18 protein-coding genes are annotated in these 22,809 nt (G+C 74.2%); 13 read left to right on the top strand and 5 right to left on the bottom strand.

Features of this window, described 5'->3' with window-relative positions; genetic code table 11:
- Positions 1 to 79 precede the first annotated feature (79 nt).
- Positions 80 to 1,324: a CAP domain-containing protein gene (locus ACLQ14_RS14410; protein ID WP_425814180.1), complete on the top strand. Its 1,245-nt coding sequence runs from the start codon at positions 80 to 82 to the stop codon at positions 1,322 to 1,324.
- Between the two features lie 9 nt (positions 1,325 to 1,333).
- On the opposite strand, the gene ACLQ14_RS14405 is transcribed toward ACLQ14_RS14410, so the two are convergent.
- From ACLQ14_RS14405 to ACLQ14_RS14390, 4 genes are all read right to left on the bottom strand, one after another.
- Entirely contained in the window at positions 1,334 to 2,716 is a 1,383-nt protein-coding gene (locus ACLQ14_RS14405) for an MFS transporter (RefSeq protein WP_425814179.1), read from the bottom strand.
- A 61-nt stretch (positions 2,717 to 2,777) separates the two neighbouring features.
- On the bottom strand, positions 2,778 to 3,881 hold the full coding sequence (locus tag ACLQ14_RS14400) for an ABC transporter ATP-binding protein (RefSeq protein ID WP_425814178.1): 1,104 nt from the start codon (positions 3,879 to 3,881) through the stop codon (positions 2,778 to 2,780).
- A complete protein-coding gene (locus ACLQ14_RS14395; protein ID WP_425814176.1) occupies positions 3,878 to 5,644 on the bottom strand; it encodes an ABC transporter permease in 1,767 nt (588 codons plus the stop codon). The genes ACLQ14_RS14400 and ACLQ14_RS14395 overlap by 4 nt, the downstream gene beginning before the upstream one ends.
- 526 nt (positions 5,645 to 6,170) lie before the next feature.
- A complete protein-coding gene (locus ACLQ14_RS14390; RefSeq protein ID WP_425814174.1) occupies positions 6,171 to 7,280 on the bottom strand; it encodes a thiamine ABC transporter substrate-binding protein in 1,110 nt (369 codons plus the stop codon).
- Positions 7,281 to 7,623: 343 nt separating this feature from the next.
- Between ACLQ14_RS14390 and ACLQ14_RS14385 the strand changes: the two genes are divergently transcribed.
- The 7 genes from ACLQ14_RS14385 to ACLQ14_RS14355 all read left to right on the top strand — a co-directional run bounded on the left by ACLQ14_RS14385 (position 7,624) and on the right by ACLQ14_RS14355 (position 15,474).
- Entirely contained in the window at positions 7,624 to 8,241 is a 618-nt protein-coding gene (locus ACLQ14_RS14385) for a VOC family protein (RefSeq protein ID WP_425814172.1), read from the top strand.
- Between the two features lie 63 nt (positions 8,242 to 8,304).
- Positions 8,305 to 11,028 (top strand): helix-turn-helix transcriptional regulator, encoded by a 2,724-nt coding sequence (locus ACLQ14_RS14380; RefSeq protein WP_425814170.1) that lies wholly within the window; start codon positions 8,305 to 8,307, stop codon positions 11,026 to 11,028.
- Positions 11,029 to 11,184: 156 nt separating this feature from the next.
- The gene (locus ACLQ14_RS14375) at positions 11,185 to 11,628 is read left to right on the top strand and encodes a VOC family protein (protein WP_425814168.1); all 444 of its coding nucleotides are present in this window, start codon (positions 11,185 to 11,187) and stop codon (positions 11,626 to 11,628) included.
- A gap of 59 nt (positions 11,629 to 11,687) precedes the next feature.
- A complete protein-coding gene (locus ACLQ14_RS14370) occupies positions 11,688 to 12,209 on the top strand; it encodes a nitroreductase family deazaflavin-dependent oxidoreductase (RefSeq protein WP_425814166.1) in 522 nt (173 codons plus the stop codon).
- Between the two features lie 17 nt (positions 12,210 to 12,226).
- The gene (locus tag ACLQ14_RS14365; protein WP_425814164.1) at positions 12,227 to 12,541 is read left to right on the top strand and encodes a DUF4235 domain-containing protein; all 315 of its coding nucleotides are present in this window, start codon (positions 12,227 to 12,229) and stop codon (positions 12,539 to 12,541) included.
- 40 nt (positions 12,542 to 12,581) lie between these two features.
- Complete coding sequence (pip, locus tag ACLQ14_RS14360; RefSeq protein ID WP_425814291.1) at positions 12,582 to 13,541, top strand: prolyl aminopeptidase; 960 nt, start codon at positions 12,582 to 12,584, stop codon at positions 13,539 to 13,541.
- Positions 13,542 to 13,878: 337 nt separating this feature from the next.
- Positions 13,879 to 15,474, top strand: coding sequence for an MFS transporter (locus tag ACLQ14_RS14355; protein ID WP_425814162.1), 1,596 nt, complete (start codon positions 13,879 to 13,881; stop codon positions 15,472 to 15,474).
- A 78-nt stretch (positions 15,475 to 15,552) separates the two neighbouring features.
- Here ACLQ14_RS14355 and ACLQ14_RS14350 read toward each other — a convergent pair whose 3' ends face one another.
- Positions 15,553 to 15,702: a hypothetical protein gene (locus tag ACLQ14_RS14350; protein ID WP_425814160.1), complete on the bottom strand. Its 150-nt coding sequence runs from the start codon at positions 15,700 to 15,702 to the stop codon at positions 15,553 to 15,555.
- A 275-nt stretch (positions 15,703 to 15,977) separates the two neighbouring features.
- Here ACLQ14_RS14350 and ACLQ14_RS14345 point away from each other — a divergent pair, with 275 nt between their 5' ends.
- The 5 genes from ACLQ14_RS14345 to ACLQ14_RS14325 all read left to right on the top strand — a co-directional run bounded on the left by ACLQ14_RS14345 (position 15,978) and on the right by ACLQ14_RS14325 (position 22,566).
- Positions 15,978 to 17,324, top strand: a complete 1,347-nt coding sequence (locus ACLQ14_RS14345; RefSeq protein WP_425814158.1) for an efflux RND transporter periplasmic adaptor subunit — start codon at positions 15,978 to 15,980, stop codon at positions 17,322 to 17,324.
- Complete coding sequence (locus tag ACLQ14_RS14340; RefSeq protein WP_425814156.1) at positions 17,321 to 18,109, top strand: ABC transporter ATP-binding protein; 789 nt, start codon at positions 17,321 to 17,323, stop codon at positions 18,107 to 18,109. The genes ACLQ14_RS14345 and ACLQ14_RS14340 overlap by 4 nt, the downstream gene beginning before the upstream one ends.
- Positions 18,106 to 19,338: an ABC transporter permease gene (locus ACLQ14_RS14335; protein ID WP_425814154.1), complete on the top strand. Its 1,233-nt coding sequence runs from the start codon at positions 18,106 to 18,108 to the stop codon at positions 19,336 to 19,338. Before ACLQ14_RS14340 ends, ACLQ14_RS14335 begins: the two co-directional genes overlap by 4 nt.
- 71 nt (positions 19,339 to 19,409) lie before the next feature.
- Positions 19,410 to 20,408 carry a hypothetical protein gene (locus ACLQ14_RS14330; RefSeq protein WP_425814152.1) on the top strand — a complete coding sequence of 333 codons (999 nt, stop codon included), beginning with the start codon at positions 19,410 to 19,412 and terminating at the stop codon, positions 20,406 to 20,408.
- A complete protein-coding gene (locus ACLQ14_RS14325) occupies positions 20,401 to 22,566 on the top strand; it encodes a biotin/lipoyl-binding protein (protein ID WP_425814150.1) in 2,166 nt (721 codons plus the stop codon). The genes ACLQ14_RS14330 and ACLQ14_RS14325 overlap by 8 nt, the downstream gene beginning before the upstream one ends.
- The last annotated feature ends 243 nt before the right edge of the window (positions 22,567 to 22,809 follow it).

The raw sequence follows: 22,809 nt of genomic DNA, 5'->3' as shown, positions 1-22,809 counted from the left end.
GCCGGGCGGCCGACGCGGCGCAAGGTCCGGCGAACCGCTTCGACGCGCGCGACCGGGTGAAAGACCACACGATGAAGGCATGACCCGTGCGCAGGGGGGAATTCGCACGTGGCTCGCGGCGCTCGCCGTCGCGGCCTCCACGGTGTTCGTGCTGCCGACGACGGCGCACGCGTCCGGGGCGGGCACGCTCGCCGCGGACATCAACGGCGCGCGCGCGTCGGCGGGCCTGGGAGCGCTCTCCTACGACGGCTCGCTCGCCGGTGTCGCCCAGGCGTGGGCCAACCACATGGCCGCGGCCGACCAGCTCGCCCACAACCCGTCCACGCCAGCGCTCATCCGCGGCGGCTGGTCGGCGTGGGGCGAGAACGTCGGCTTCACGACGACGGGGAGCGCGAGCACCCTGCACCAGGCGTTCATGGCGTCCTCCGAGCACCGGGCCAACATCCTCAACCGGTCGTTCACGTCGGTCGGCGTGGGGTGGGCCACCAAGAACGGGCACACCTACGTGGCCGAGGTGTTCGCCGCGTACCCGCAGGCGTCGGGGTCGACGAAGTCCGGGTCGGGGTCGACGAAGTCCGGGTCAAAGGCGTCAGGGTCCAAGGCGTCGGGGTCGACGTCGTCGGGATCCAGGTCGGGCTCCGGAGCGTCGGGATCGACCTCGTCCGAGGCCGGGGGCTCCTCGTCGTCGACCGGCTCGCCGGCGAGGTCGAGCGCGGGCTCCGCGGCGACCGGCCCGACGTCCACCGCGTCGCCCACCGCACCCCCGCACCCCGACGGCCTCGTCCTGGGCGACGTGGGGCCGAAGGTGCGTGCCATGCAGGTGAGGCTCGGCGTCCACGGCCGTGCGGTGCGCGCCGACGGCGTGTTCGGCTCGGTCACGGACCACGCGGTCCGGGCGTTCCAGCATGACGCCGGCCTCACGGTCGACGGGATCGTCGGGGCGAGGACCAGCGCCGCCCTCGCGAAGCCCGCGCCGAAGCGTGCGGCCGCCACCCCGAAGGCCGAGCGCGCGTCGGCCGAGCCCACGGCGACCCTGGCTCCTCCGCGGGCGACACCGGAACCGACCACGCCGACCGCCGCGCGCGACCACGCCGCCGCCCGGTCCGAGGACGCCCGCGGCGCGCTGGCCGCCCGCCTGGCGTCGACCCCGTCCCCCAGCGTCTTCGCGAGCCCGGTCGCGTTCACCCAGGCCGTCGGCGCGGCCGTGCCGGTCACGCCCGAGGGGTCCGGTCCGGGCGCCGCCGCGACGCTCGGGGCGATCCTCGTCCTGGCCGCGGCCGGGGGTGCGGCTGCCGCGTGGGCCGTGCGCCGCCGTCGGGCCTGACGGCGGCGCTCAGGCCGCTGCGTCGCCGACCGGGGCGGGCGGCCAGACGACGACGTCGCCGGCCCAGGTGTCCGGCGTGCCGATCCGGCGCAGGGAGCGCACGGACGCCGCCAGCACCCAGCTCACCGCGAGGCCCGCGACGAAGAGCCCGAAGGTCCACGTCGGACCCCACGCGTGCAGCATGACGCCGGCGAGGAACGGTGCGAGCGGCGTGAGACCCGCGGTGCAGAGCATCATCACGGCGTTCATGCGGCCCTGCAGGGCGCCCGGTGTGATCGCCACGGCGTACCCGATCAGGCCGGCGTTGACGGCAGGAGCGGCCAGGCCCGTGATGCCCATGCCGACGAGATAGCCGGCGTAGGTGCCGGTCACCGGGACGACGGCGGCCCCCACGACGGCGACGAGCAGCAGTGTGATCGCGAGCGGCCCGGCCGGGAACCGCGCGACCAGACGGCCCGCGGCGAGCGACCCGAGGAGCATCGCGGCGCCGCTGACGCCGTCGATCAGGCCGATCCGGAACGGCGCCGTGTGCAGGTCGGCGAGGTGGAGGTTCAGGCCCGCGAACAGCCCGTTGAACGTCAGGTTGACCAGTGCGAACACTCCGAGCGACGCACGTAGGAAAGGGATGGACATGACGTAGCGCCAGCCCTCGACGAACTCCCGCCGGAACGGCTCGCGCTCGCTGCGGTGCTTGACGGGCTCGCCGAGCGGGACGCGGACGGCCAGCGCGCACACCAGCGCGACCAGGTGCCCGACGGCACCCGCGAGCGCCGGCAGGACGCGCGAGACCGCGTAGAGGAGGCCGCCGAGCGGGCTCGCGACGAGGCTCGCGACGGCCGACCTGCCTTGGACGGCCGCCATCGCGGACCCGAGCTGCGGGGTCGGGACGACGTGCCGGATCGCTGCCGACTCCGCGGGCTCGTACACCGACCGCGCGACCGCGGCGAAGAACGCGGCGATCGCGAGGTGGAGGGTCGTGATGCCGCCGAGGAGCGCCGCGACGCCGAGGCTCGCCCACGCCGCGAGCCCGAGGGCGCTGCAGCCGACGACGATCGTGCGGCGGTCCCAGCGGTCGGCGACGACGCCTGCGGGCAGGGTCGCGACCAGCGCGCCGACCTGCGCCACCGCGCCGATGATCCCGGCGACCACCAGCGAGCCGCTGAGCGCGAGCGCCAGCAGCGGCACCGCGAACGTGGCCATCCCGGAGCCCACGACCTCGACGGTCTTGCCCGTCATGAGCAGCAGGTAGGGGCGGTTGTGCCAGAGGGAGGGAAGTTCTTCCCCGGCCGCCGGGACGTTGGGAGCTGCCGCTTCCTGGGCGGTGGCGGCCGACGCGACGGACGGGGCGTCCGCCTCGTCGGCGCGTTCCGGGGTCGTCGTCGGCTCGACCATCCAGACACGATATATCGCGTCTTGGGCGGGGTCTACCCCTCATGCGCACACCCAGGGCGGGCTACGGCATCGTGGGCGCGGACGGGCGGGGCGCGGGGGTCGCGTCCCCGACGACGGCGCAGCCGGCCCGGTCGAGCGCCACGCGCACCGCGGTTCCCGCCTCGGGCGCCGCGCCGGACGTCACGGCCACGAGGCGTTCGGGACCCACCGGCCCGTCGACGTCCACCGTGACCTCGACGCCGCGCGGCCGGAACACCGAGCCGACCACGGTCGCGCGCCAGGTGGCCGCCGGGACCGAGGCGCCGTCGTCGGGCACGACGCGCAGCCCCGCGGGCCCCACCGCCACCGACCTGTCAGAAGCTCGTGAGTCTCGAGGCCCACCAGGTTCTGACAGCTCGCCGGGGTCGAGCGTGGAGGCCGGCCAGAACGCCTGGTAGCCCAGGAACTCCGCGACGGTGCGCGACGCCGGCGCGCGCCACAGCTCGGGCGGGGCCGCGACCTGCAGCACCTTCCCGCGGGACATGACGGCCACCCGGTCGGCGACCTCGAACGCCTCGTCGTGGTCGTGGGTGACGAACACCGCCGTCGTGCCGGTCTCCCGGAGCGCGAGGCGCAGGTCCGTGGCGAGGCGCTCGCGCAGGCCGCGGTCCAGCGCGGACAGCGGCTCGTCGAGCAGCAGCAGCCGCGGCCGGGGCGCGAGCGCGCGGGCCAGCGCGACCCGCTGCCGCTCCCCGCCCGACAGCGTCGCGACCTGCCGCCCGCCGTACCCCTCGAGCCCGACGACGCCGAGCAGCTCCGCGACCCGCTCCCGCCGGGCCTCTCGCGGCGTCCGGGCGACCCGGAGCCCGTACTCCACGTTGCCCGCGACCGTGCGGTGCGGGAAGAGCTGGCCGTCCTGGAACATCAGTCCGAAGCCGCGCCGGTGCACGGGCACGCCGTCCAGGTCGCTGCCGTCCCACGTGACACACCCCGCGGCGACCGGCTCGAGCCCCGCGACCGCGCGCAGGAGGCTCGACTTGCCGCAGCCGCTGGGCCCGAGCAGCGCGAGCGTCTCGCCGCGCGCCACGTCCAGGGAGACGCCGTCGACCGCCGTCACCCCGTCCTTGCCCGCGTCGTAACGCACGACGACGTCCCGCACCGCCAGCCCCTCGCGGCCGTCGCTCACAGCTCACCTCCGTCACGCTCGCCGCGCAGCTGCTCGGCGGCCAGCATCACCGCGGCCGTGAGGGCCGCCAGCACGCACGACGCCGCGAGCGCCATGCCGTAGTTCCCCTGACCCGGGCGCCCGATCAGCTCGAAGATCGCCACGGGCAGGGTCGCGGCGTCGGGCCGCGCCAGGAACGACGTCGCCCCGAACTCTCCCAGGCTCGCCGCGAACGCGAAACCCACCGCGAGCCCCACCGACCGAGCGGCGAGCGGCACGTCGACGGTCCGGAGCACCCGGCCGGGCGCCGCGCCCAGGGTCGAGGCGGCCTCGCGGAGCCGGGGGTCGATGGCGCGCAGCACCGGGAGCACCGTCCGGACGACGAGCGGCACCGCGACCACCGCCTGGGCGATCGGCACCAGGAGGCCCGACGTGCGCAGGTCGACGGGCAGCCCGAGCGGCTTGTCGAGCGTCACGAGGAACCCGAAGCCCACCGTGACCGCCGACACCCCGAGCGGCAGCATGAACAGCGAGTCGAGGGTCGCGACGGCGCGGCGTCCGGCGCGCGGTCGCGGACGTCGCGACACCACGAGTGCCACCAGGCCCCCGACGACGAGCGCGATCACCGTCGCGACCAGCGCGATCCGCACCGAGTTCCACGCCGCGTCCCACACGGTCACGCTGAGCGCCCCCCGGTCGCCCGTCGAGCCGAGCGCGCGGTAGTTGCCCAGCGACCACGCGCCGTCGACGTGCAACGACCGGACCAGCAGGTTCACCAGGGGCGTCGCGAGCAGCACCACGACGACGACCGCCGTCACCGCGAACGGCACCAGGTCGCCGCCGAGGACCGAGCGCGTCCCGTCCGGCCCGCGCCCCCACAGGCGCAGACGCCGGTCCGACGCGCGGTCCGAGCCCAGGCTCAGCGCCCGCTCCCGGCGGCTCCGCGTCCTCGCCGCGACCAGCAGCACGACGGCGACCACCACCAGCTGCACCACCGACAGGACCGACGCCGTCCGCAGGTCGAGGAACTGGGTCGTCTGGATCCAGATCTCCGTCTCGATCGTCCCGAACCGGATGCCGCCCAGGACGAGCACCACCCCGAACGCCGTCGCGCAGAACAGGAACACGATGCTCGCCGCGCTCGCGATCGCGGGCGCGAGCGCCGGCAGCGTGACCGTCCGGAACGCCCGCCACGACGACGCCCCCAGCGCCCGCGCCGCCTGCTCCGCCCGCGGGTCGAGCCGCGCCCACAGCCCGCCGACCGTCCGCACGACCACCGTGTAGTTGAAGAACACCAGCGCGAGGACGATCGCCGTGAACGTCCCGTCCAGGTGCAGGAACCCGAGCGGACCGCCCTCCACGAGCAACGACCGGAACGCGACGCCCACCACGACCGTCGGCAGCACGAACGGGACCGTGACCAGCGCGCGCACCAGACCGCGCCCGGGCCAGCGGCACCGGAACAGCACGTACGCGCCGGGCACGCCCAGCAGCACCGACAGCGCCGTCCCGAGCACCGCCTGGCCCAGCGTCAGCCCGACGATCCGCCACGTGCGCGGGGTGCTGAACACGTCCGCGAAGCCGCTGAGGTCGAGGTGCCCGTCGGCGACGAACCCCTTGCCGACGAGCGTGAGGACGGGCCACGCGAAGAAGATGACGAGGAACGCGAGGGGGATCGCGACGGCGAGCCCCCACGCGGCGACTCGGGCGACCGGGGGGCCGGGCTTCGTAGGCGACGTGGTGGGGTCCGGGGCCGGACAGGGCGTGTGCGCGCGACCTACCATCCGGACCCTCGTTCCTCGGGTCCTCCCGCCAGACCCGCCACGGTCGCGCGCACACTCCCCTCCCGCCCCCTCGCGGGTCCGTCGCTTGCGCCGTCGGGCACCCGGGTGTGCCGCGGCCCCGCTGGGCTCGCCGACGCGTGCGCCTCGCGTTCCTGCTGGGGCGCCCCGAACGCCCGCGCGGGTGCGTTCGCCGTCACGGGTCGCGCTGCGACGTCCCCGACGACACCGACGACACCGATCGAGAGGTCAGCTTCTGCACTCACGGCTCGCCTTTCCTGCCGATCGTGACCCCTCGCCCCGAGCCCCGCCTCGCGAAGTGGACCGGCCGCCCGCGCGTCTTCCCCGGGCCCCCGAGGGGACGGATGCGGACCACGGGCAGAGCCGACGTGGCGCACGGCGGGTGCCGGGCGGGGGTGTCGCGCGCGATCGTGGCGGGTCTGGCGGGAGGCACCGAGGAACGAGGTGCCGGATGGAAGATCGCGCGCGACACCCCCGTCCGGCGCCCGGAACCCGACCACGAAAGACATCAGCCAACGACAGCAGCCGTCCAGTCCTTGATCCACTGCTCGCGGTGCTGAGTGATGTCCGCGGCGGGCACGTCGAACGGCTTGGTCGCGAGCGGCGCGAACTTCTTCCACGCGGCGGGGATGGTCGCGGCGGGGTCGACGGGGTACATGTACATGAGGTCCGGGATCGTGGACTGGACCTCGGTCGACTGCAGGAAGTCGACGACCTTCGCAGCCGCGGCGGGGTTCTTGGCGCCGCTGAGCACGCCCGCGTACTCGACCTGCCGGAAGCAGGTGTCGAGCAGGGCGCCGGTGGTGGTGGACGCCTTGTCCTTGCTCAGCGTGAACGCGGGCGACGAGGAGTACGACAGCACGATCGGGCGCGGCCCCTTGCCGTCGGCGCCGGAGAAGTCGGTGTAGTAGGCGTCCTCCCAGCCCTGGTCGACCTTGAGCCCGTTGGCCTTGAGGGCCTTCCAGTAGTCGAGGTACCCGTCCTCGCCCTTGGCGCCCACGGTGGCGAGGAGGAACGCGAGCCCGGGCGACGACGTCGCGGGGTTCTCGACGACGGTGAGGTCCTTGTAGGCGGACTGGGTGAGGTCGTCGAGGGTCTTCGGCTCGGCGACGCCCTTCTTCGTGAACCAGGCGTGGTCGACGTTGAGGCACACGTCCCCGTAGTCGATCGGGGTGAGCTGCTGCTTCCCGTCGGCGCCGTCGACGGCGTACTGGTCGGCGGCGGACGGCTGCGAGGCGGGCACGTGGTCGGCGAGGACGCCGGCGTCGACGGCACGCGTCGCGAACGTGTTGTCGATGCCGAACACGGCGTCGCCCAGCGGCGAGTCCTTGGTGAGGACGAGCTGGTTGGTGAGCTGGCCGGCGTCGCCCTGCTTGATGATCTTCACGGTGATGCCGGTCTGCTTCTCGAACGCGGCGAGCTGCTTCTTGTCCACGGAGAAGGAGTCGTGCGTGACGAGGGTGACGGGCCCCGTCGCCGCGGCCGTCGAACCGCCGGCGGTGCCGCTGCCGGACGGGGACGCTGCGCCGTCGTCGGACGTGCAGCCGGCGAGGGCGAGGCTCAGGGCGAGGGTGCCGGCGCCCGCGAGCAGGGCGGCGCGGCGGGTGGTGTGCTGCAACGTGTCCTCCACATGGTGCTGGAGGGGCGTGCGTGGCGGTCGTCGGGCGGCTGCTCGACGGCGCCACGACGGAAGAGATTCCCGACTTCCTCCACCGGTCCTAACCGGGTCAGGTTCGAGGGTCTGCGGTGGTCCCGCACTCTCAGCGCCCATCCGCCGCGAGGCGGACGACGCTCCCCTGTCGTTCGCCGTCCAGCCTACCGCCCGACGACGGCGCAGCGGCCCGGGTCCCGGGGCCCGCCCGACCAGGGTGTCTCCCTGGGGCGACGGGGGTCGGCGCCGCGAGACGGTGAGGTCAGGTCGCCGCAGGGCGCACCGACCATCGCAGGACAAGGAGCTGATCATGGTGGACTTCAAGGTCGAGATCGTCGTCCTCCCCGTCTCGGACGTGGACCGGGCGAAGGACTTCTACGAGACGGCGTTCGGCGTCCCGGTGGACGTCGACTACGCGGGCCCGAACGGGTTCCGCATCGTGCACGTCACGCCTCCGGGCTCGCTGGCGTCGCTCGTCTTCGGCAGCGGCATCACGGACGAGACGCCGGGCACGTCGGCGGCGGTCCACCTGGTGGTGGACGACGTCGTCGAGGCCCGCAAGGGGCTCGAGTCGCGCGGGGTCGAGGTGAGCGAGGTCTTCCACGACGCGGGCGGCGTCTTCCACCACAGCGGCACGACGGACCGGGTGGCGGGCCCGCAGCCGGAGCGCCGGTCGTACAGCTCGTGGTTCTCGTTCGCGGACCCGGACGGCAACCAGCTCTACGTCCAGGAGGTCACGAGCCGCGGACCGGGCCGCGTCAAGCACGTGATCTACCGCTCGGTGGACGAGGTCGAGGCGGCCCTGCGGGACGCCGCCGCGGCGCACGGCCGGCACGAGGAGGAGCTCGGCCACGCGGACGAGGACTGGCCGGCCTGGTACGCGGAGCACATGGCGCGGCAGGCCGGTCTGGCGGGGCTCGCCGACTGAGGTTCGCGCGACGCCTTCTGACCGGCGAGGATGGTGCTCCGTCCCCGTCGACCAGGAGGCGCCGTGCCGCAGCACAGCAGTGGAACCGCACTCGTGGGGCGCCGGGCCGAGGTCCGGGCGCTCGACGAGGTCCTGCGCGACGTGCGGGCAGGACGGAGCCGCGTCCTGGTGGTGCGGGGCGAGGCGGGGGTCGGCAAGTCGGCGCTGCTCGACCACGTCAGCGACCACGCGGCGCCGGCGCGGGTGGTGCGGACGGCGGGCGCGGAGCCGGAGAGCGAGATCGCGTACTCGGCCCTCCAACAGCTCTGCGCGCCCCTGCTCGATCGCCTGGGAGCGCTCCCTCAGCCGCAACGCGACGCGCTGTCGACGGCGTTCGGGCTGGGCACGGGCGAGCCGCCCACCGCGCTCGTGATCGGGCTCGCCGTCCTCGGCCTGCTCTCGGAGGCGGCGTCGGACAAGCCTCTCGTGTGTGTGGTCGACGACGCCCAGTGGCTCGACCGCATGTCGGAGGTCGTGCTGACGTTCGTCGCTCGCCGTCTCGACGCCGAGTCGGTGGCGCTGGTGTTCGGGGCCCGGACGAGCGGTGAGGACCTGGCCCTCGCCGACCTCCCGGACCTGCGGGTCGGAGGCCTGGCGCCGGCGGAGGCCCGCGCGCTGCTCGACTCGGTCCTCATCGGGCCCGTGGACGAGCAGGTACGCGAACGCATCGTCGCCGAGACCCACGGCAACCCGCTCGCGCTGCTCGAACTCCCGCGTGGCCTCTCCCCGGCGGAGCTCGCGTTCGGGTTCGGCTCCCCGAGCCCGGCGTCGCTCGCGAACCGGGTGGAGGCGGGCTTCTCGGCACGCATCGCCGTGCTGCCCCCCGACACCCGGCGCCTGGTGCTGACGGCGGCTCTCGAGCCGGTGGGCGACGTCACGCTCCTGTGGCGCGCGTGCGAGCGGCTCGGTGTCGCGCCGGACGCGGCGGGACCGGCCGAGGCGGCAGGGCTCCTGGAGATCGGTGCCCGGGTCCGCTTCCGCCATCCGCTGGCCCGGTCCGCGGCGTGGCGCTCGGCCGACCCGGCCGCGCTCCGCGAGGTGCGCGCCGCGCTCGCCGACGTCACCGACCCCGAGCTCGAGCCCGACCGCCGCGCCTGGCACCGCGCCCATGCGGCCGTCGGCCCGGACGAGGCGGTCGCCGCCGAGCTCGAGCGGTCCGCGGAGCGGGCCCTGGCGCGCGGCGGCCGGTCCGCGGCGGCGGCGTTCCTCAAGCGTGCGGCCGAGCTGACCCCGGACCCGAAGCAGCGCGCGACCCGGGTGCTCGCCGCCGCGAGCGCCCAGCTCGCCGCGGGTGCCCTGAACGACGTGCCCGACCTCCTCGCCGCCGCCGAGCTGGGCCCGCTCGACCCCGTGCAGCGTGCGAGCCTCGAGCGCCTGCGGGCCCAGACGGCGTTCGCGGTCGACCCCGGCCGGGGTTCGGGGCCCCCGTTGCTGGCGGCTGCCCGGCGGCTCGAGGAGCTCGACGTGACGGCCGCCCGGGAGACCTACCTGTCCGCCCTCGGCGCGGCGATGCAGGCGGGCCGGTTCGAGGACGGCGACACCCGCCGCGTCGCGGAGGCGGCCCGCGCCGTACCGGTGGGCGACGACGTCGTCGGGCTGATGCTGACGGGGCTCGCGACGCGGTACCTCGACGGGTTCGCCGACGCCGTCGAGCCGTTCCGCCGGGCGCTCGACGCGATCCGGGACGACGAGGACCTGAACCTGCTCTGGATCGCCGGTCCCGTGAGCCAGGAGATCTGCCACGACGCCGCCTGGTGGCGACTCACGGACCGGGCCGTGCGCCACGGGCGGGCCACGGGGGCGCTCTCGCTCCTGCCGACGGCACTGACGTTCCGCGCCGTCGCTCTCGTGTGGGCCGGCCGGTTCGCGGACGCGTCCAGCCTCTCCGACGAGGCCGACGCGCTCGCCCACGCGACCGGGCGCGCGGCACACCCGTCGGGGCCGATGCTGCTGGCCGCGTACCGCGGGATCGAGCGGCCTGCCCTCGAGCTGATCGACGCCGTCGTCGCCGACGCGGAGGCCCGGAGGCAGGGACGCCTGATCGGCCTCGCGTCGTACTGCAGGGCGCTGCTCCTCAACGGGCTCGGCCGCTACCAGGCCGCGTTCGAGGCGGCCCGCGCGGGTGCGGAGTACGAGGACCTGTCGGTCTACAGCTGGACCCTCGCGGAGCTCGCCGAGGCGGCGCTGCGGACGGGCGACGTCGCGGCGGCGCGGGACGCACGCGACCGCCTCGCGGTGCGGACAACGGCCGCCGGCACCGACTGGAGCCTCGGCCTCCAGGCGGGCGTCGACGCGCTCGTGAGCGCGCCGCACGAGGTCGAGGGCCACTTCCTCGAGGCGCTCGAGCGCCTCGGCAGCACGCGGCTCACGCTGCACCGGGCGCGCGCGCAGCTCCAGTACGGCGAGTGGCTGCGCCGGGAGAACCGGCGCACGGACGCGCGCGAGCACCTGCGCGCCGCGCACGAGTCGTACGCGGCGTCCGGCGCGGAGGCGTTCGCCGAACGGGCCGCGCGCGAGCTCGCCGCGACGGGCGAGACGGTGCGGAAGCGGTCGCCGGGCACGCCCGACGAGCTGACCTCGCAGGAGGCGCAGATCGCCCGCCTGGCGGTCGCCGGCCGCACGAACCCCGAGATCGGCGCCGTCCTGTTCCTCAGCCCGCGGACGGTCGAGTGGCACCTGCGGAAGGTGTTCACGAAGCTCGGGATCACCTCGCGCCGCGAGCTCGCGGGGGCGCTCCGCATGTCCTGAGCGGCCCCGTCGCGGCCGCGCGTCCTTCCGGACCGCCGTACGCCCCGGGGTAGGCGCCAGGGTGTCCCCCTGGGGCGAGCACCGTCCCGTCCCACCGATCCTCGAGTCAGGGGCCGAGCTGCAGCGGCGCCCACGGGATCGAGGACGAGGAGTGCGATGGACTACCAGCTCGAGCTGATCGTGCTGCCGGTCGAGGACGTCGACCGCGCCCGGGAGTTCTACCGGCGGATCGGGTTCCGCGAGGACGCGGACTACGTCGGGGACGACGACTTCCGGATGGTGCAGTTCACGCCGCCCGGGTCGGCGTGCTCGATCGCGTTCGGCACGGGTATCAGCGCCGCCGAGCCCGGATCGGTCGAGAACCTGCACCTCGTCGTCGAGGACGTCGTGGTGGCCCGCGACGAGCTGCTGCGCCGCGGGGTCGAGGTGAGCGAGATCTTCCACGACGAGGACGGCGTGTTCCATCACGCGGGCGGCGAGAGGCGGGTGCCGGGCCTGTACCCGGGCCGCGCGTCGTACGGGTCCTTCGCCTCTTTCCGCGACCCGGACGGCAACGAGTTCCTCCTGCAGGAGGTCACGGAGCGCTATCCGGGCCGCTGACGCACCGGCGGCGGCCCGCTCGCCGCGCGCGATCCCGCCGGTCGCGGGACGCTCGGACCGTGCCCGACGACGACCTCCCGCCGCGCGACGGCGTCGCCCTCCTGGCGTCGCGTCTGCTCAACACGCGGTTCGTCGTGCGTGCGCCGATCGTGCTGTTCCGGTGGGGGCTGGGGTTCGTGTTCGCGGGCCGGCTCATGATGCTGACGCACCGGGGCCGCGCGAGCGGGCGGCGCCGGTACGCCGTGCTCGAGGTCGTGGAGCGCCCGTCGCGGGACGCCGTCGTGATCGCGTCGGGGTTCGGCGAGCGCGCCCAGTGGTACCGCAACCTCGAGGCGGAACCCCGGTGCCTGGTCAGCGTCGGCGTCCGCACCGACGTGCCCGCGGTCGCCCGCCTCCTGTCCGACGACGAGAGCGCGGCCGCCCTCGACCGGTACGCGGCGCGCTACCCGCGCTCGTGGAAGGAGCTGCGCCGCGCCATCACGGACGCGACCGGCGACGCGCACTCGAAGATCCCGATCGTCCGGCTCGAGCTCCGGCCTGCTGGCCCAACTGGCACTACGGTGGGACCCGACAGCCCGTAACCCACCGGAGGCAGGCCGTGGCCGACCACAAGCCCCAACCGAAGCCGACCGCGACGTCGCAGATCCTCACGGCGGTGCTGACCGCCGGTGCCGGCTGGGCGGCCCAGAAGCTCGTGCGCACCGTGTGGGCGCGACGCGCCGGGTCCGCCCCGAAGAACGCCGCCGACCCGAACGTCTCCGCGGTGGCCGCCGTCGTCTTCGCGGCCGTCGCTGCCGCGGTCGGCGCGATCGCGCAGCGCGCCGCGACGCGTGGCGCCGAGAAGGTCGCGGGTCGGATCCACGCGCCCGGCGCACGCGCCGTCGAGTCGACGCTCCGCGACTCGGAGCGCTGACGGCGTGGCCATCCTGAACGACGCCACCCCGCTCGACGACCTGCGCGGTCTCTACCCGGAGGTCGAGCCGTACGCGAGCGGGATGCTCGACGTCGGTGACGGGCAGCAGATCTACTGGGAGACGTCCGGCAACCCGGACGGCAAGCCGGCCGTGTTCCTGCACGGCGGCCCCGGCGGCGGGACGTCCCCGGCGCACCGGCGCCTGTTCGACCCCGCGAAGTACCGGATCGTGCTGGTCGACCAGCGCGGCTGCGGCCGCAGCATCCCGCACGCGAGCGAGCCCGACGCGGACCTCGCGACCAACACGACCTGGTACCTCGTCGAGGACCTCGAGGTGCTGCGCGAGCACCTCGGCATCGAGCGCTGGCTCGTGCTGGGCGGCTCCTGGGGCTCGACCCTCGCGCTCGCGTACGCGGAGACGTACCCGGAGCGAGTCACCGAGCTCGTGCTGCGCGGCATCTTCACGTTGCAGCGCCGCGAGCTCGACTGGTACTACGAGGGCGCGGCCGGCCAGCTCTTCCCCGAGCGGTACGCGGACTTCCTCGAGCAGGTGCCGGGCGTCGCGCCCGGCGACCGGATCGCCGCGTACCACCGGCTGCTGTTCGACCCCGACCCCACGGTGCACGTGCCCGCCGGCAAGGCGTGGACGACCTGGGAGTCGTCGACGTCCTCGCTGTTCGAGAACCCGGACCGCATCGAGGAGTCCGCGCAGGCCGCCCACGCGACGGCGTTCGCCCGGATCGAGAACCACTACTTCGTCCACCACGGCTTCTTCCGGGAGGGCCAGCTCCTCGACGAGGCCCCGGCGCTCCGGGACATCCCGGGCGTGATCGTCCAGGGCCGGTACGACGTCGTCTGCCCGCCGATCACGGCGTGGGAGCTGCACCGGGCCTGGCCGGGCTCGGAGCTCGTCATCGTGCCCGACGCCGGGCACGCGTTCGACGAGCCGGGGACGCTGCACCAGCTCATCGAGGCCACGGACCGTTTCGCCGTGCGTTGAGCCGCTCCTGCTGACCACGGCCTGACCACGGCGAACGCCGCGGTGCCCGCCACGGGCGCCGCGGCGTTCGTCGTCCGCCGGGAGATCACCCGTGGGGCGCGTCACGTCCCGCCCCGCCGGACCGTCTTCTCGGTAGGGAGCCGCAGCTCGCGGCCCGCGACGACCGACAGAAGGTTGACCAGCCGAAACATTACGCTGCCAGCAAACGGAGGCAGTGTCCATTTACTGTTGACGTGTGCCTGAGCGGCTGCTGTGCTGGAACCTCACCGCCTCTCCGCCGCCTCTTCACGACGGCGCCCGGCCGGCCAACACCCGATGACGAGTCCCTGGAGGACGTGTGTCCGAACCCCTTTCGGCGAGCTCCGTGGAGGAGCCCGCCCCGACGGCCGTCGCGGACGCCGTCGACCACGTCGCCCCCGACACCGGGACGGCGCCCACGGAGCTGTCGAACTATCCCGGCCGCTGGGCGGCTCTCGCGGTCATCGCCGTCGCTCAGCTGGTGATCATCCTCGACACCTCCATCATGAACGTCGCGCTGCCGTCCGCGGCGAAGGACCTGGCGATCCCCACCTCCGACCTCCAGTGGGTCGTCACCGCTTACACCCTGGCGTTCGGCGGCCTGCTGCTCCTCGGCGGGCGCGTCGCCGACTACGCCGGCCGCAAGCGCATCTTCCTGGTCGGCCTGCTGGGCTTCGCGGCCGCGTCGGCCCTCGGAGGCATCGCCCAGAACGAGAGCATGCTCATCGGCGCCCGTGCGATCCAGGGCGCCTTCGGCGCGCTGCTCGCGCCCGCGGCGCTCGCCCTCATCACCGTCATGTTCACCGAGGCGCACGAGCGCGCCAAGGCGTTCGGCGTGTTCGGCGCCATCGCGGGCGGGGGGTCCGCCGTCGGCCTCATCCTCGGCGGCGTCCTCACGGACTCGCTGAACTGGCGCTGGTGCCTCCTCGTGAACGTCCCGATCGCGATCATCGCGGCGGCCTTCGCCCTCCGCCTCGTGCCGGAGTCCAAGGCGCACGGGAACACGAAGCTCGACATCCCGGGCGCGATCCTCTCGATCGTCGGGCTCGCGACCCTCGTCTACGCCTTCACCGAGGCGTCGAAGCAGAAGGTGCTGCCCGACGGCTCCGTGACGACCGTCGGCTGGACGGACTCGCTCGTCGTGACCCTCCTTGCGGTCGCCGTCGTCGCGCTCGTCGCGTTCGTGGTCGTGGAGACCCGCGTCGCGAACCCGCTGCTCCCCATGCGCGTCGCGCTCGACCGCAACCGCGGCGGCTCCTACCTGATCTTCCTGCTGGTGGGCGCCGGGCTGTTCGCGATGTTCTTCTTCCTCAGCCTCTACCTCCAGCAGGTCCTGGCCTGGTCGCCGCTCAAGTCCGGTCTGGCGCTCCTGCCGTTCAGCCTCGGGATCATCGTCATGGCGGGGCTCGTGTCCCGGCTCCTGCCCCGGTTCGGCCCGCGGCCGCTCATGATCGCGGGCCTCGCGCTCGCGACCACGGGCATGCTCCTGCTGATCCGCACGACGCCCGACTCGTCGTACGCCAGCACCGCGCTCCCGGCCATGATCGTGATCAGCCTCGGCATGGCGCTGGTCTTCATCCCGGCGTCCTCGACGGCGCTCGTGGGCGTGCAGCCGCACGACGCGGGCGTGGCGTCCGCGCTGCTCAACACCGCGCAGCAGGTGGGGGGCTCGCTCGGGCTCGCGCTGCTGAGCACGCTGTCGGTCTCCGCGGCGTCGACCAAGCTCACGGACCTCGTCCAGGGCGGCGGCGACCCGAAGGACCTCGCGGTCCAGCACACCGCCAGCGTCTACGGCTTCCACGTCGGCTACTTCTGGGGGGCCATGCTCTTCGCGATCGGCTTCCTGGTCGCCGTCTTCCTGATCAACGCCAAGAAGGACGCACTGCCCGCCGAGGGCGCGGTCGCCGCGGCCTGAGGCCACCGCCCCGCGCACGACGACGCCCCCCACCACCCGTACGCGGGCGGTGGGGGGCGTCGTCGTGCGTACAGGTCGTCAGGTACGGCTACGGCCTCGTCCGACGAGTCCCAGGATGATCGCCACGACCAGGACGATGATTCCGATCCACAGCAGCAGGTGTCCCAGCGGGAACCCGAGGATCACGAGCACGACACCGACGATCAGGATGATCAACCACAGAGGCACGGAGGCCCTCCTCTCAACACCGCCGCGACGTGCGGCGACCGATCGACCCTCACACGGGTCCGGGTGCTACGCATCTTGGACGAAGTCGGTCGCTCCGGGCACCCGCCGAAGCTCGCCGCGATGGACGGTGGCCGCGGGGTACCGCGCGAAGCAGGCCTCCCCGCGGGGAGCACAGGTGGCAGACAGGTACGCGACAGTACCGTGCCAGCGCCGCTCCCTACGGTCGGTCCGGCCGGGACGAACGCTCCCGCGTCGTTCGACCGCCGAGGGAGATCATGGGAGCCGCAATCCACAGCGTCTGGGCCCGGCCACGAGGCCGGGCGCTCACCGTCGGGATCGTCGCCGCGATCCTCGTCGCCGCCGGCATCGTGTGCTGGCTCGTCCTGCGACCCGCGGACGACGCGTCCGCGTCGCCGAGCATCAAGCAGGTCACGCAGACCGCGACCGTCAGCACGTCCACGTTCGAGAAGTCGGTCTCCGCGACCGGCTCGCTCACCCCCACCGTCGACGACGACGTGAGCTTCGCCGCGTCGGGCACCGTCACGTCGGTGAAGGTCGCCGAGGGCGACACCGTGAAGAAGGGCCAGGTCCTCGCGACCATCGACACCCTCCAGCTCAAGGCGGACCTGCTCTCCGCGAAGGCTGACCTGGCGTCGGCGAAGGCGGACCTCGCGTCCGCCGAGGACGCCGACGACGGCACCGACGCCGCCGAGCAGCAGGTCGCCGCGAAGAAGGCGGCCGTCGAGGTCGCGCAGTCCGCAGCAGACGACGCCGAGGACGCGATGGACGGCGCGACGCTCACGGCCCCCGCCGCGGGCCTCGTCACCGCCGTCGACGTCGCGAAGGGCGACGCCGTCACCGGCACGTCGAGCTCGTCGAGCGGTTCGGGTTCCGGCTCCGGCTCGGGCGCTGGTTCCGGGTCCGGCACCGGCGCGGGGACGGGAGCCGGCGGCACGGACGCGTCGAGCTCGAGCACCAGCTCGTCGTCGGCCCAGTTCACCATCGTCGGCACGAGCTCGTGGGAGGTCGCGGTCGACGTCGGCGAGGACGACGTCGCGAACGTCGCCAAGGGCGACCAGGTCGAGCTCACGGGCGACGACCTCTCCGACACCGTCTACGGGACGGTGTCGTCGGTCGGCCTCCTCCCCTCGTCGAGCTCGGGCTCGGTGACCTACCCGGTCACCGTCAAGGTCACCGGCTCCCCGAAGGGCCTGCACGACGGCGTCTCGGTCACGGCCAAGATCGTCTACGAGCGACGCAGCGACGTGCTGTCGGTCCCGTCCGCCGCGGTCACGACGTCGGACGGCACCTCGACCGTGCTCGTCGTCGGCGACGAGGGCAAGACCACGAAGACCACCGTCACGGTCGGCGAGACCAGCGGCCAGAACGTCGAGATCACGAAGGGCCTCAGCGAGGGCCAGAAGATCCAGTACACGCAGACGGTCATCACGCCGGGCGGCACGTCGAACCGGGGCGGCACCACCCAGCAGAACGGCGAGCTCCCCGCCGGCGGCTACGGCGGGCGCGGCTACGGCGGCACCGGCGGGTACGGCAGCGGCACGGGCGGCCAGGGCGGCCCGCCGGCCGGGTTCGGCGGCGGGCAGCAGGGGGGCGGCAAGTGACCGCGACCCTCGCGGGCCCGGCGCCCTGGACGGCGTCCGCGACGCCGCCGGTCATCGACCTGCGGGGCGGTCGCAAGACCTACACCACCGGCACGATCACCTTCGAGGCCCTCCGCGGCGTCGACGTGCGCATCGAGCGCGGCGAGTACGTCGCGATCATGGGCCCGTCGGGGTCGGGCAAGTCGACGCTCATGAACGTCCTCGGCTGCCTCGACGTCCTGACCTCGGGGACGTACCGGCTCGCGGGGCACGACGTCGGCGAGCTCGACGAGGTCGAGCTCGCCCAGATCCGCAACGAGGAGATCGGGTTCGTCTTCCAGCAGTTCCACCTGCTGCCGTCGCTCGCCTCGTGGCGGAACGTCGAGCTCCCGCTCATGTACCGCGGCGTGCCGCGGAACGAGCGGCGGGACCGGGCCGCGGCCGCGCTCGAGCGCGTCGGGCTGGGCGACCGCCTCGACAACCGTCCGGGCGAGCTGTCCGGCGGCCAGCAGCAGCGCGTCGCCGTGGCGCGCGCGCTCGTCGGCGAGCCGGCGCTCATCCTCGCGGACGAGCCCACCGGCAACCTCGACACCGCGTCGACCGAGGACGTCCTCGCCCTGTTCGACGAGCTCCACGCCCAGGGCCGCACCATCGTCCTCATCACGCACGAGCCCGAGGTCGCCGAGCGCGCCCGCCGGGTCGTGCGGGTGCGCGACGGCCTCATCCAGGGCGACGGACCGGCGTCCGCGCTGCACGACGACCGCGGCTACCTGCACCACGACGACGACACCCAGGAGATCCGATGAGCTGGGGCGAGACCCTCGCGACCGGCTGGCACGCGATCCGCGCGCACTCGATGCGCTCCCTGCTGACGGTCCTCGGCATCCTCATCGGCATCGCCGCGGTCATCCTCACGGTCGGCCTCGGCCTGGGCACGCAGAAGGACGTGAGCGCGCAGATCAGCTCGCTCGGCTCCAACCTGCTCATCGTGTCCCCGGGCTCGACGACGTCGTCCGCGGGCGTGCGCGGCGGCTTCGGGTCGTCGACGACGCTCACCACGTCCGACGCCGCGGCCCTCACCTCGAAGACCGCCGCGCCCGACGTCGAGGCCGTCGCGGCCGAGAAGACGGCGTCGGAGTCGCTGGTCAACGGCGACACGAACTGGACGTCGACCGTCGTCGGCACGACGCCTTCGTGGCTCGACGTCCGGTCCCGGACCGTCGCCCAGGGCCGGTTCCTCACCGCCGCCGACGAGACCGACCGCACCGACACCATCGTGCTGGGCTCCGAGACCGCGACCGAGCTGTTCGGCAGCCCGCGCGCCGTCGGGCGGACCCTCACGATCAACGACGTCACGTTCACCGTCGTCGGGGTCCTCGAGTCCGCGGGCTCGAGCAGCTCGGACGACCTCGACGACACCGCCGTGGTGCCGATGAGCACCATGCAGAACACGATCGTCGGCGGGACGAGCCGGACGGCCGTGTCGACCGTCTACGTCAAGGCCGTCGGCACGGACGAGATCTCCGCCGCCTACCAGGAGACGCAGCAGCTGCTGCTCAACCTGCACGGCATCACCGATGCCACGGGCGCCGACTTCACGGTCAGCAGCCAGGACGCGCTCGTCTCCACGGCGACGTCCGTCTACCGGACGCTCACCGTCCTGCTCACGGGCATCGCGGCGCTGTCGCTGCTCGTCGGCGGGATCGGGGTCATGAACATCATGCTCGTGTCCGTCACCGAGCGGACCCGCGAGATCGGCCTGCGCAAGGCGCTGGGCGCCCCGCCCGTGGCGATCCGGCGCCAGTTCCTCACCGAGGCGTCCGTCCTCGGCCTCGGGGGCGGGCTCGTCGGGGCCGCGCTCGGCATCGCCGCCGCGAAGCTCCTGCCCGGCGTCCTCGACTCGTCGATCGTCGTGTCCCCGACCGCCGTCGTCGGCTCGATCGTCATCGCCGTCGGCATCGGCCTCGTCTTCGGCGTCTACCCGGCGGTCCGGGCGGCGCGCCTCGCGCCGATCGACGCCCTCAGGAGCGAGTAGTCGTGCGCCACCGCCCCGCGGTGCCCGCCGCACCCCACCTTCCCCCCGACTCCGTCGACTCTGGAGCTGCCATGTCACCCGTCCGTCCCACCTCCCGCCGGGCGTCCCGGCCGTCCGTCGTCCTCGCCGCCACCGGCGTCCTCGCAGCCGTCGCGCTCTCCCTCGCCGCGTGCTCGTCCGGCTCCGGGTCCGACGGCGGCGCGCAGGCCGGCGCCGCCCAGGGTGGCGCCGCGCAGGGCGAGGGCGGCCAGCAGGGCGAGGGAAGCGCGCCGGGCCAGGGCGCCGGCGGCACCGGCCAGCGCCCCGGCACCTCCGGCGAGATCGCCGCGATCTCCGGCACGACGGCGCAGGTCCAGTCGAGCGACGCACAGACCGCCGTGTCGTGGTCGTCGTCCACCAAGGTCACCCAGCAGGTCGCCGGCAAGCTCGCGAACGTCACGGTCGGCTCGTGCGTCGTCGTGACGTCGTCGAGCAGCGACGGCTCGGGCTCGCAGAGCAGCTCGGGCTCGACCTCGTCGGACGACCCGATCGCCGCCGCGACCGTCGTCGTGCAGGCCGCGTCAGGCTCCGGCTGCACGACGGGCGCCGGCCGGGCCGGCGGCACGCGGCCGTCCGGGGCGCCCACGGGCGGCACCGGCGAGATGCCGCAGGGCATGCCGACCGACCGACCCTCCGGGGCCCCGACCGGCGGCACCGGCGGGCGCGGCGCGGGCGGCTTCGGCGGCTTCGCGACCGGCACGGTCAAGGCCGTCTCAGGCTCGGGCTTCACGGTCGAGCAGACGGGCTTCGGCCAGGACGCGACCACCACCGACCGCGAGGTCACCGTCGGCTCGTCCACCACGTACACGGTCACCAAGACCGCGAAGTCGTCGGCCATCAAGGTCGGCCTCTGCCTCACCGCGCAGGGCCAGACCGACTCGAAGGGCACCGTCGAGGCGACGACGATCGCGCTCAGCACCAAGGGCGACGACGGCTGCTCGACCGGGTTCGGCGGCATGGGCGGGTTCCGCGGCGGCCAGGGTGGCACGCAGGGCGACCAGTCCGGCGACCAGGGCGGCACCGATGCCTGAGGTCCAGCCGATCCACACGGAGGGGCTCGAGCCGTCGATGCCCGTGAATGACCGGGGCAGCGCCCGGAGCAACGCGCGGGCCAAGAAGCGCCGCGCGCGCCGCCGACGCGTGATCGTCGGCGGCGTCACGACCGTCGCGCTCGTCGCCGTCGCCGGGGGCGCGTACGCGTTCACCCGGGACGACGGCGCCCACTACCGCACGACGACCGTCGCGACCGGCACGGTGGACCAGACGATCTCCGCCACGGGCACCGTCGCGTCCGCAGCGCGCGACGACGCCGCGTTCTCCGTGGCCGGCACGGTCGGCAAGGTCGACGTCGCCGTGGGCGACACCGTCAAGGCCGGCCAGGTGCTCGCGTCCCTCGACACGTCCGACCTGGACGACGCCGTCGACAGCGCCGAGGACACGCTCACGACCGCGCAGCAGCAGCTCGCGGACGACCTGGACGCCCAGTCCGGCTCCACCTCGAGCACGACCTCGTCGTCGACCGAGGGCGCGGCGTACGTGACGCCGTCGTCGTCGGGAGCGGCGAGCGACGCCGGCACGACGAGCACCGTCGCGTACGTGACGACGGTCGCCCGCGCGACGACCGTCGCGACGAGCAGCACCGACACGGTCGCCGCCGCGAAGAAGAAGGTCCAGGCGGCCCAGGACGCGCTGCTCGCCCAGTACGACACCGTGAAGCAGGCCCTGGCCGCGAGCTCCGACGGCATCAGCTCCTCCGGGACGACGTGCGCCACGTTCCTCGCCGGCACGACGTCGTCGGGCTCGACGCCCACCTCGAGCCCCGCGGCCTCCGCCTCGGCGACCTCGGGTACCTCGTCGGACGACGACGGCCTCGCCGACGCCCTCGCCGAGTGCCAGACCGCCGTCAAGGGCGTGCTCGCCGACCAGCAGACCGTGGACGACGCGCAGCAGAAGCTCCTGACGCTCGCGACGGACCTCGACGACGCCGTCGCCGCGCTGCAGAAGGCCGTCGCGGCGTCGGCGGACTCGGGCTCCGGGTCCGGGTCCGGGTCCAGCGGGTCGGGCTCCACGGGCACGCCCTCGACGGGCTCCGGCTCGACGGGCTCCGGGTCGAGCGGGTCCGGCTCCACGGGGTCGGGCTCGGGATCGGGCGGCTCCGGGTCGAAGGGTTCCGGTTCGACGGGATCCGGGTCCGCGGGATCCGGGTCCGCGGGCTCGGGTGCCTCGGGCGCGGGCTCCACGGGGTCCGGGGCCGCGGGCTCCGGGCTGCCGTCCGGCTCGGGCACGGGCTCGTCCGGTTCGGGCAGCCGGTCCGGCTCCGACGCGGGCTCGGGCTCGGGGAGCTCGACCTCGGGGGCGACCGGGTCGGGCAGTCAGTCGGGCTCCGGCTCGACCGGCTCCGGCGGCCAGGCGTCGACGAGCAAGACCATCACGGCCGAGCAGATCCTCGCCGACCAGGCGAGCGTCGACCTCGCGACGTCCAAGGTCACGATCGCCGAGGACGCCCGGCAGCGCTACCAGCTCACGAGCCGCATCGCCGGCACCGTCGCCCAGGTCGCCCTCGCGAAGGGCGACTCCGTCTCGGCGTCGTCGTCGAGCGCGGTCGTCACGGTCGTCGGCAAGAACGGGTACGTCGTCGACGCGACGGTCTCGCTCAGCAAGGTGAGCCTGCTGAAGACCGGCCAGACGGCGGACGTCAGCATCGTCGGCGCCACGAAGAAGCTCGGCGGCACGGTGAGCAGCATCGGCGTCGTCAACCAGTCGGAGACGTCGACGCCCTCGTACACGGTGTCGATCACGCTGGACGACGCGTCGAAGAAGCTCTACGACGGCTCGTCCGCGCAGCTCCAGATCGCGGTCGCGGCGGCCAAGGACGCGACGGTCGTCCCGACGTCGGCCGTCACGGTCTCCGGCACCAAGCACACGGTGCAGGTGCTGCGCGACGGCAAGGCCACGACCGTCGCGGTCGAGGTCGGCGCCGTCGGCGACGACGTCACCCAGATCACGTCCGGCCTCAAGAAGGGCGACACCGTGATCCTCGCGGACCTCGACAAGGACGTGACGAGCGGCAGCTCGGACAGCACGTCGGGCCTCTCCGGCCTCGGCGGCAGCCAGGACCGCGGCAGCCAGTTCTCGGGCGGCGGCTTCAGCGGCGGCGGTCCGGGCGGGTTCGGCGGCAACGGCCCCTGAGGCCTACCCGTCGGGCAGACTCCGGCCCAGCGCGCACGACGATGGGGCCCTCCGCACGGAGGGCCCCATCGTCGTGCCCGGTCGCGCCGACGGTGATCTCAGGTCGCCGGCGGTGATACCGGAGTCCCCGACACGACTGACAACGCTGCCTGACAGCGTTGACTTCGCGTCCTGAACTCACTAGCGTCCGATTCGTCGTCTCAGCGTGGAGCCAGACCGCGCACAGGGCGGCGCCGACCAGGT

Source organism: Luteimicrobium sp. DT211, from assembly GCF_049844995.1.
In the GTDB taxonomy this organism is placed as follows: Bacteria; Actinomycetota; Actinomycetes; order Actinomycetales; family Cellulomonadaceae; genus Luteimicrobium.
The sequence above is the reverse complement of the archived record's forward strand: the minus strand, read 5'-3'. Positions and strand labels throughout refer to the sequence as shown.

Bases quoted from the DNA above. Each gene is read 5' to 3' on its own strand.
- ACLQ14_RS14395 (WP_425814176.1), bottom strand. From the start codon at position 5,644: ATGGTAGGTCGCGCGCACACGCCCTGTCCGGCCCCGGACCCCACCACG.
- ACLQ14_RS14335 (WP_425814154.1), top strand. From the start codon at position 18,106: ATGAGCTGGGGCGAGACCCTCGCGACCGGCTGGCACGCGATCCGCGCG.
- ACLQ14_RS14405 (WP_425814179.1), bottom strand. From the start codon at position 2,716: ATGGTCGAGCCGACGACGACCCCGGAACGCGCCGACGAGGCGGACGCC.
- ACLQ14_RS14330 (WP_425814152.1), top strand. From the start codon at position 19,410: ATGTCACCCGTCCGTCCCACCTCCCGCCGGGCGTCCCGGCCGTCCGTC.
- ACLQ14_RS14410 (WP_425814180.1), top strand. From the start codon at position 80: ATGACCCGTGCGCAGGGGGGAATTCGCACGTGGCTCGCGGCGCTCGCC.
- ACLQ14_RS14345 (WP_425814158.1), top strand. From the start codon at position 15,978: ATGGGAGCCGCAATCCACAGCGTCTGGGCCCGGCCACGAGGCCGGGCG.
- ACLQ14_RS14325 (WP_425814150.1), top strand. From the start codon at position 20,401: ATGCCTGAGGTCCAGCCGATCCACACGGAGGGGCTCGAGCCGTCGATG.
- ACLQ14_RS14375 (WP_425814168.1), top strand. From the start codon at position 11,185: ATGGACTACCAGCTCGAGCTGATCGTGCTGCCGGTCGAGGACGTCGAC.
- ACLQ14_RS14385 (WP_425814172.1), top strand. From the start codon at position 7,624: ATGGTGGACTTCAAGGTCGAGATCGTCGTCCTCCCCGTCTCGGACGTG.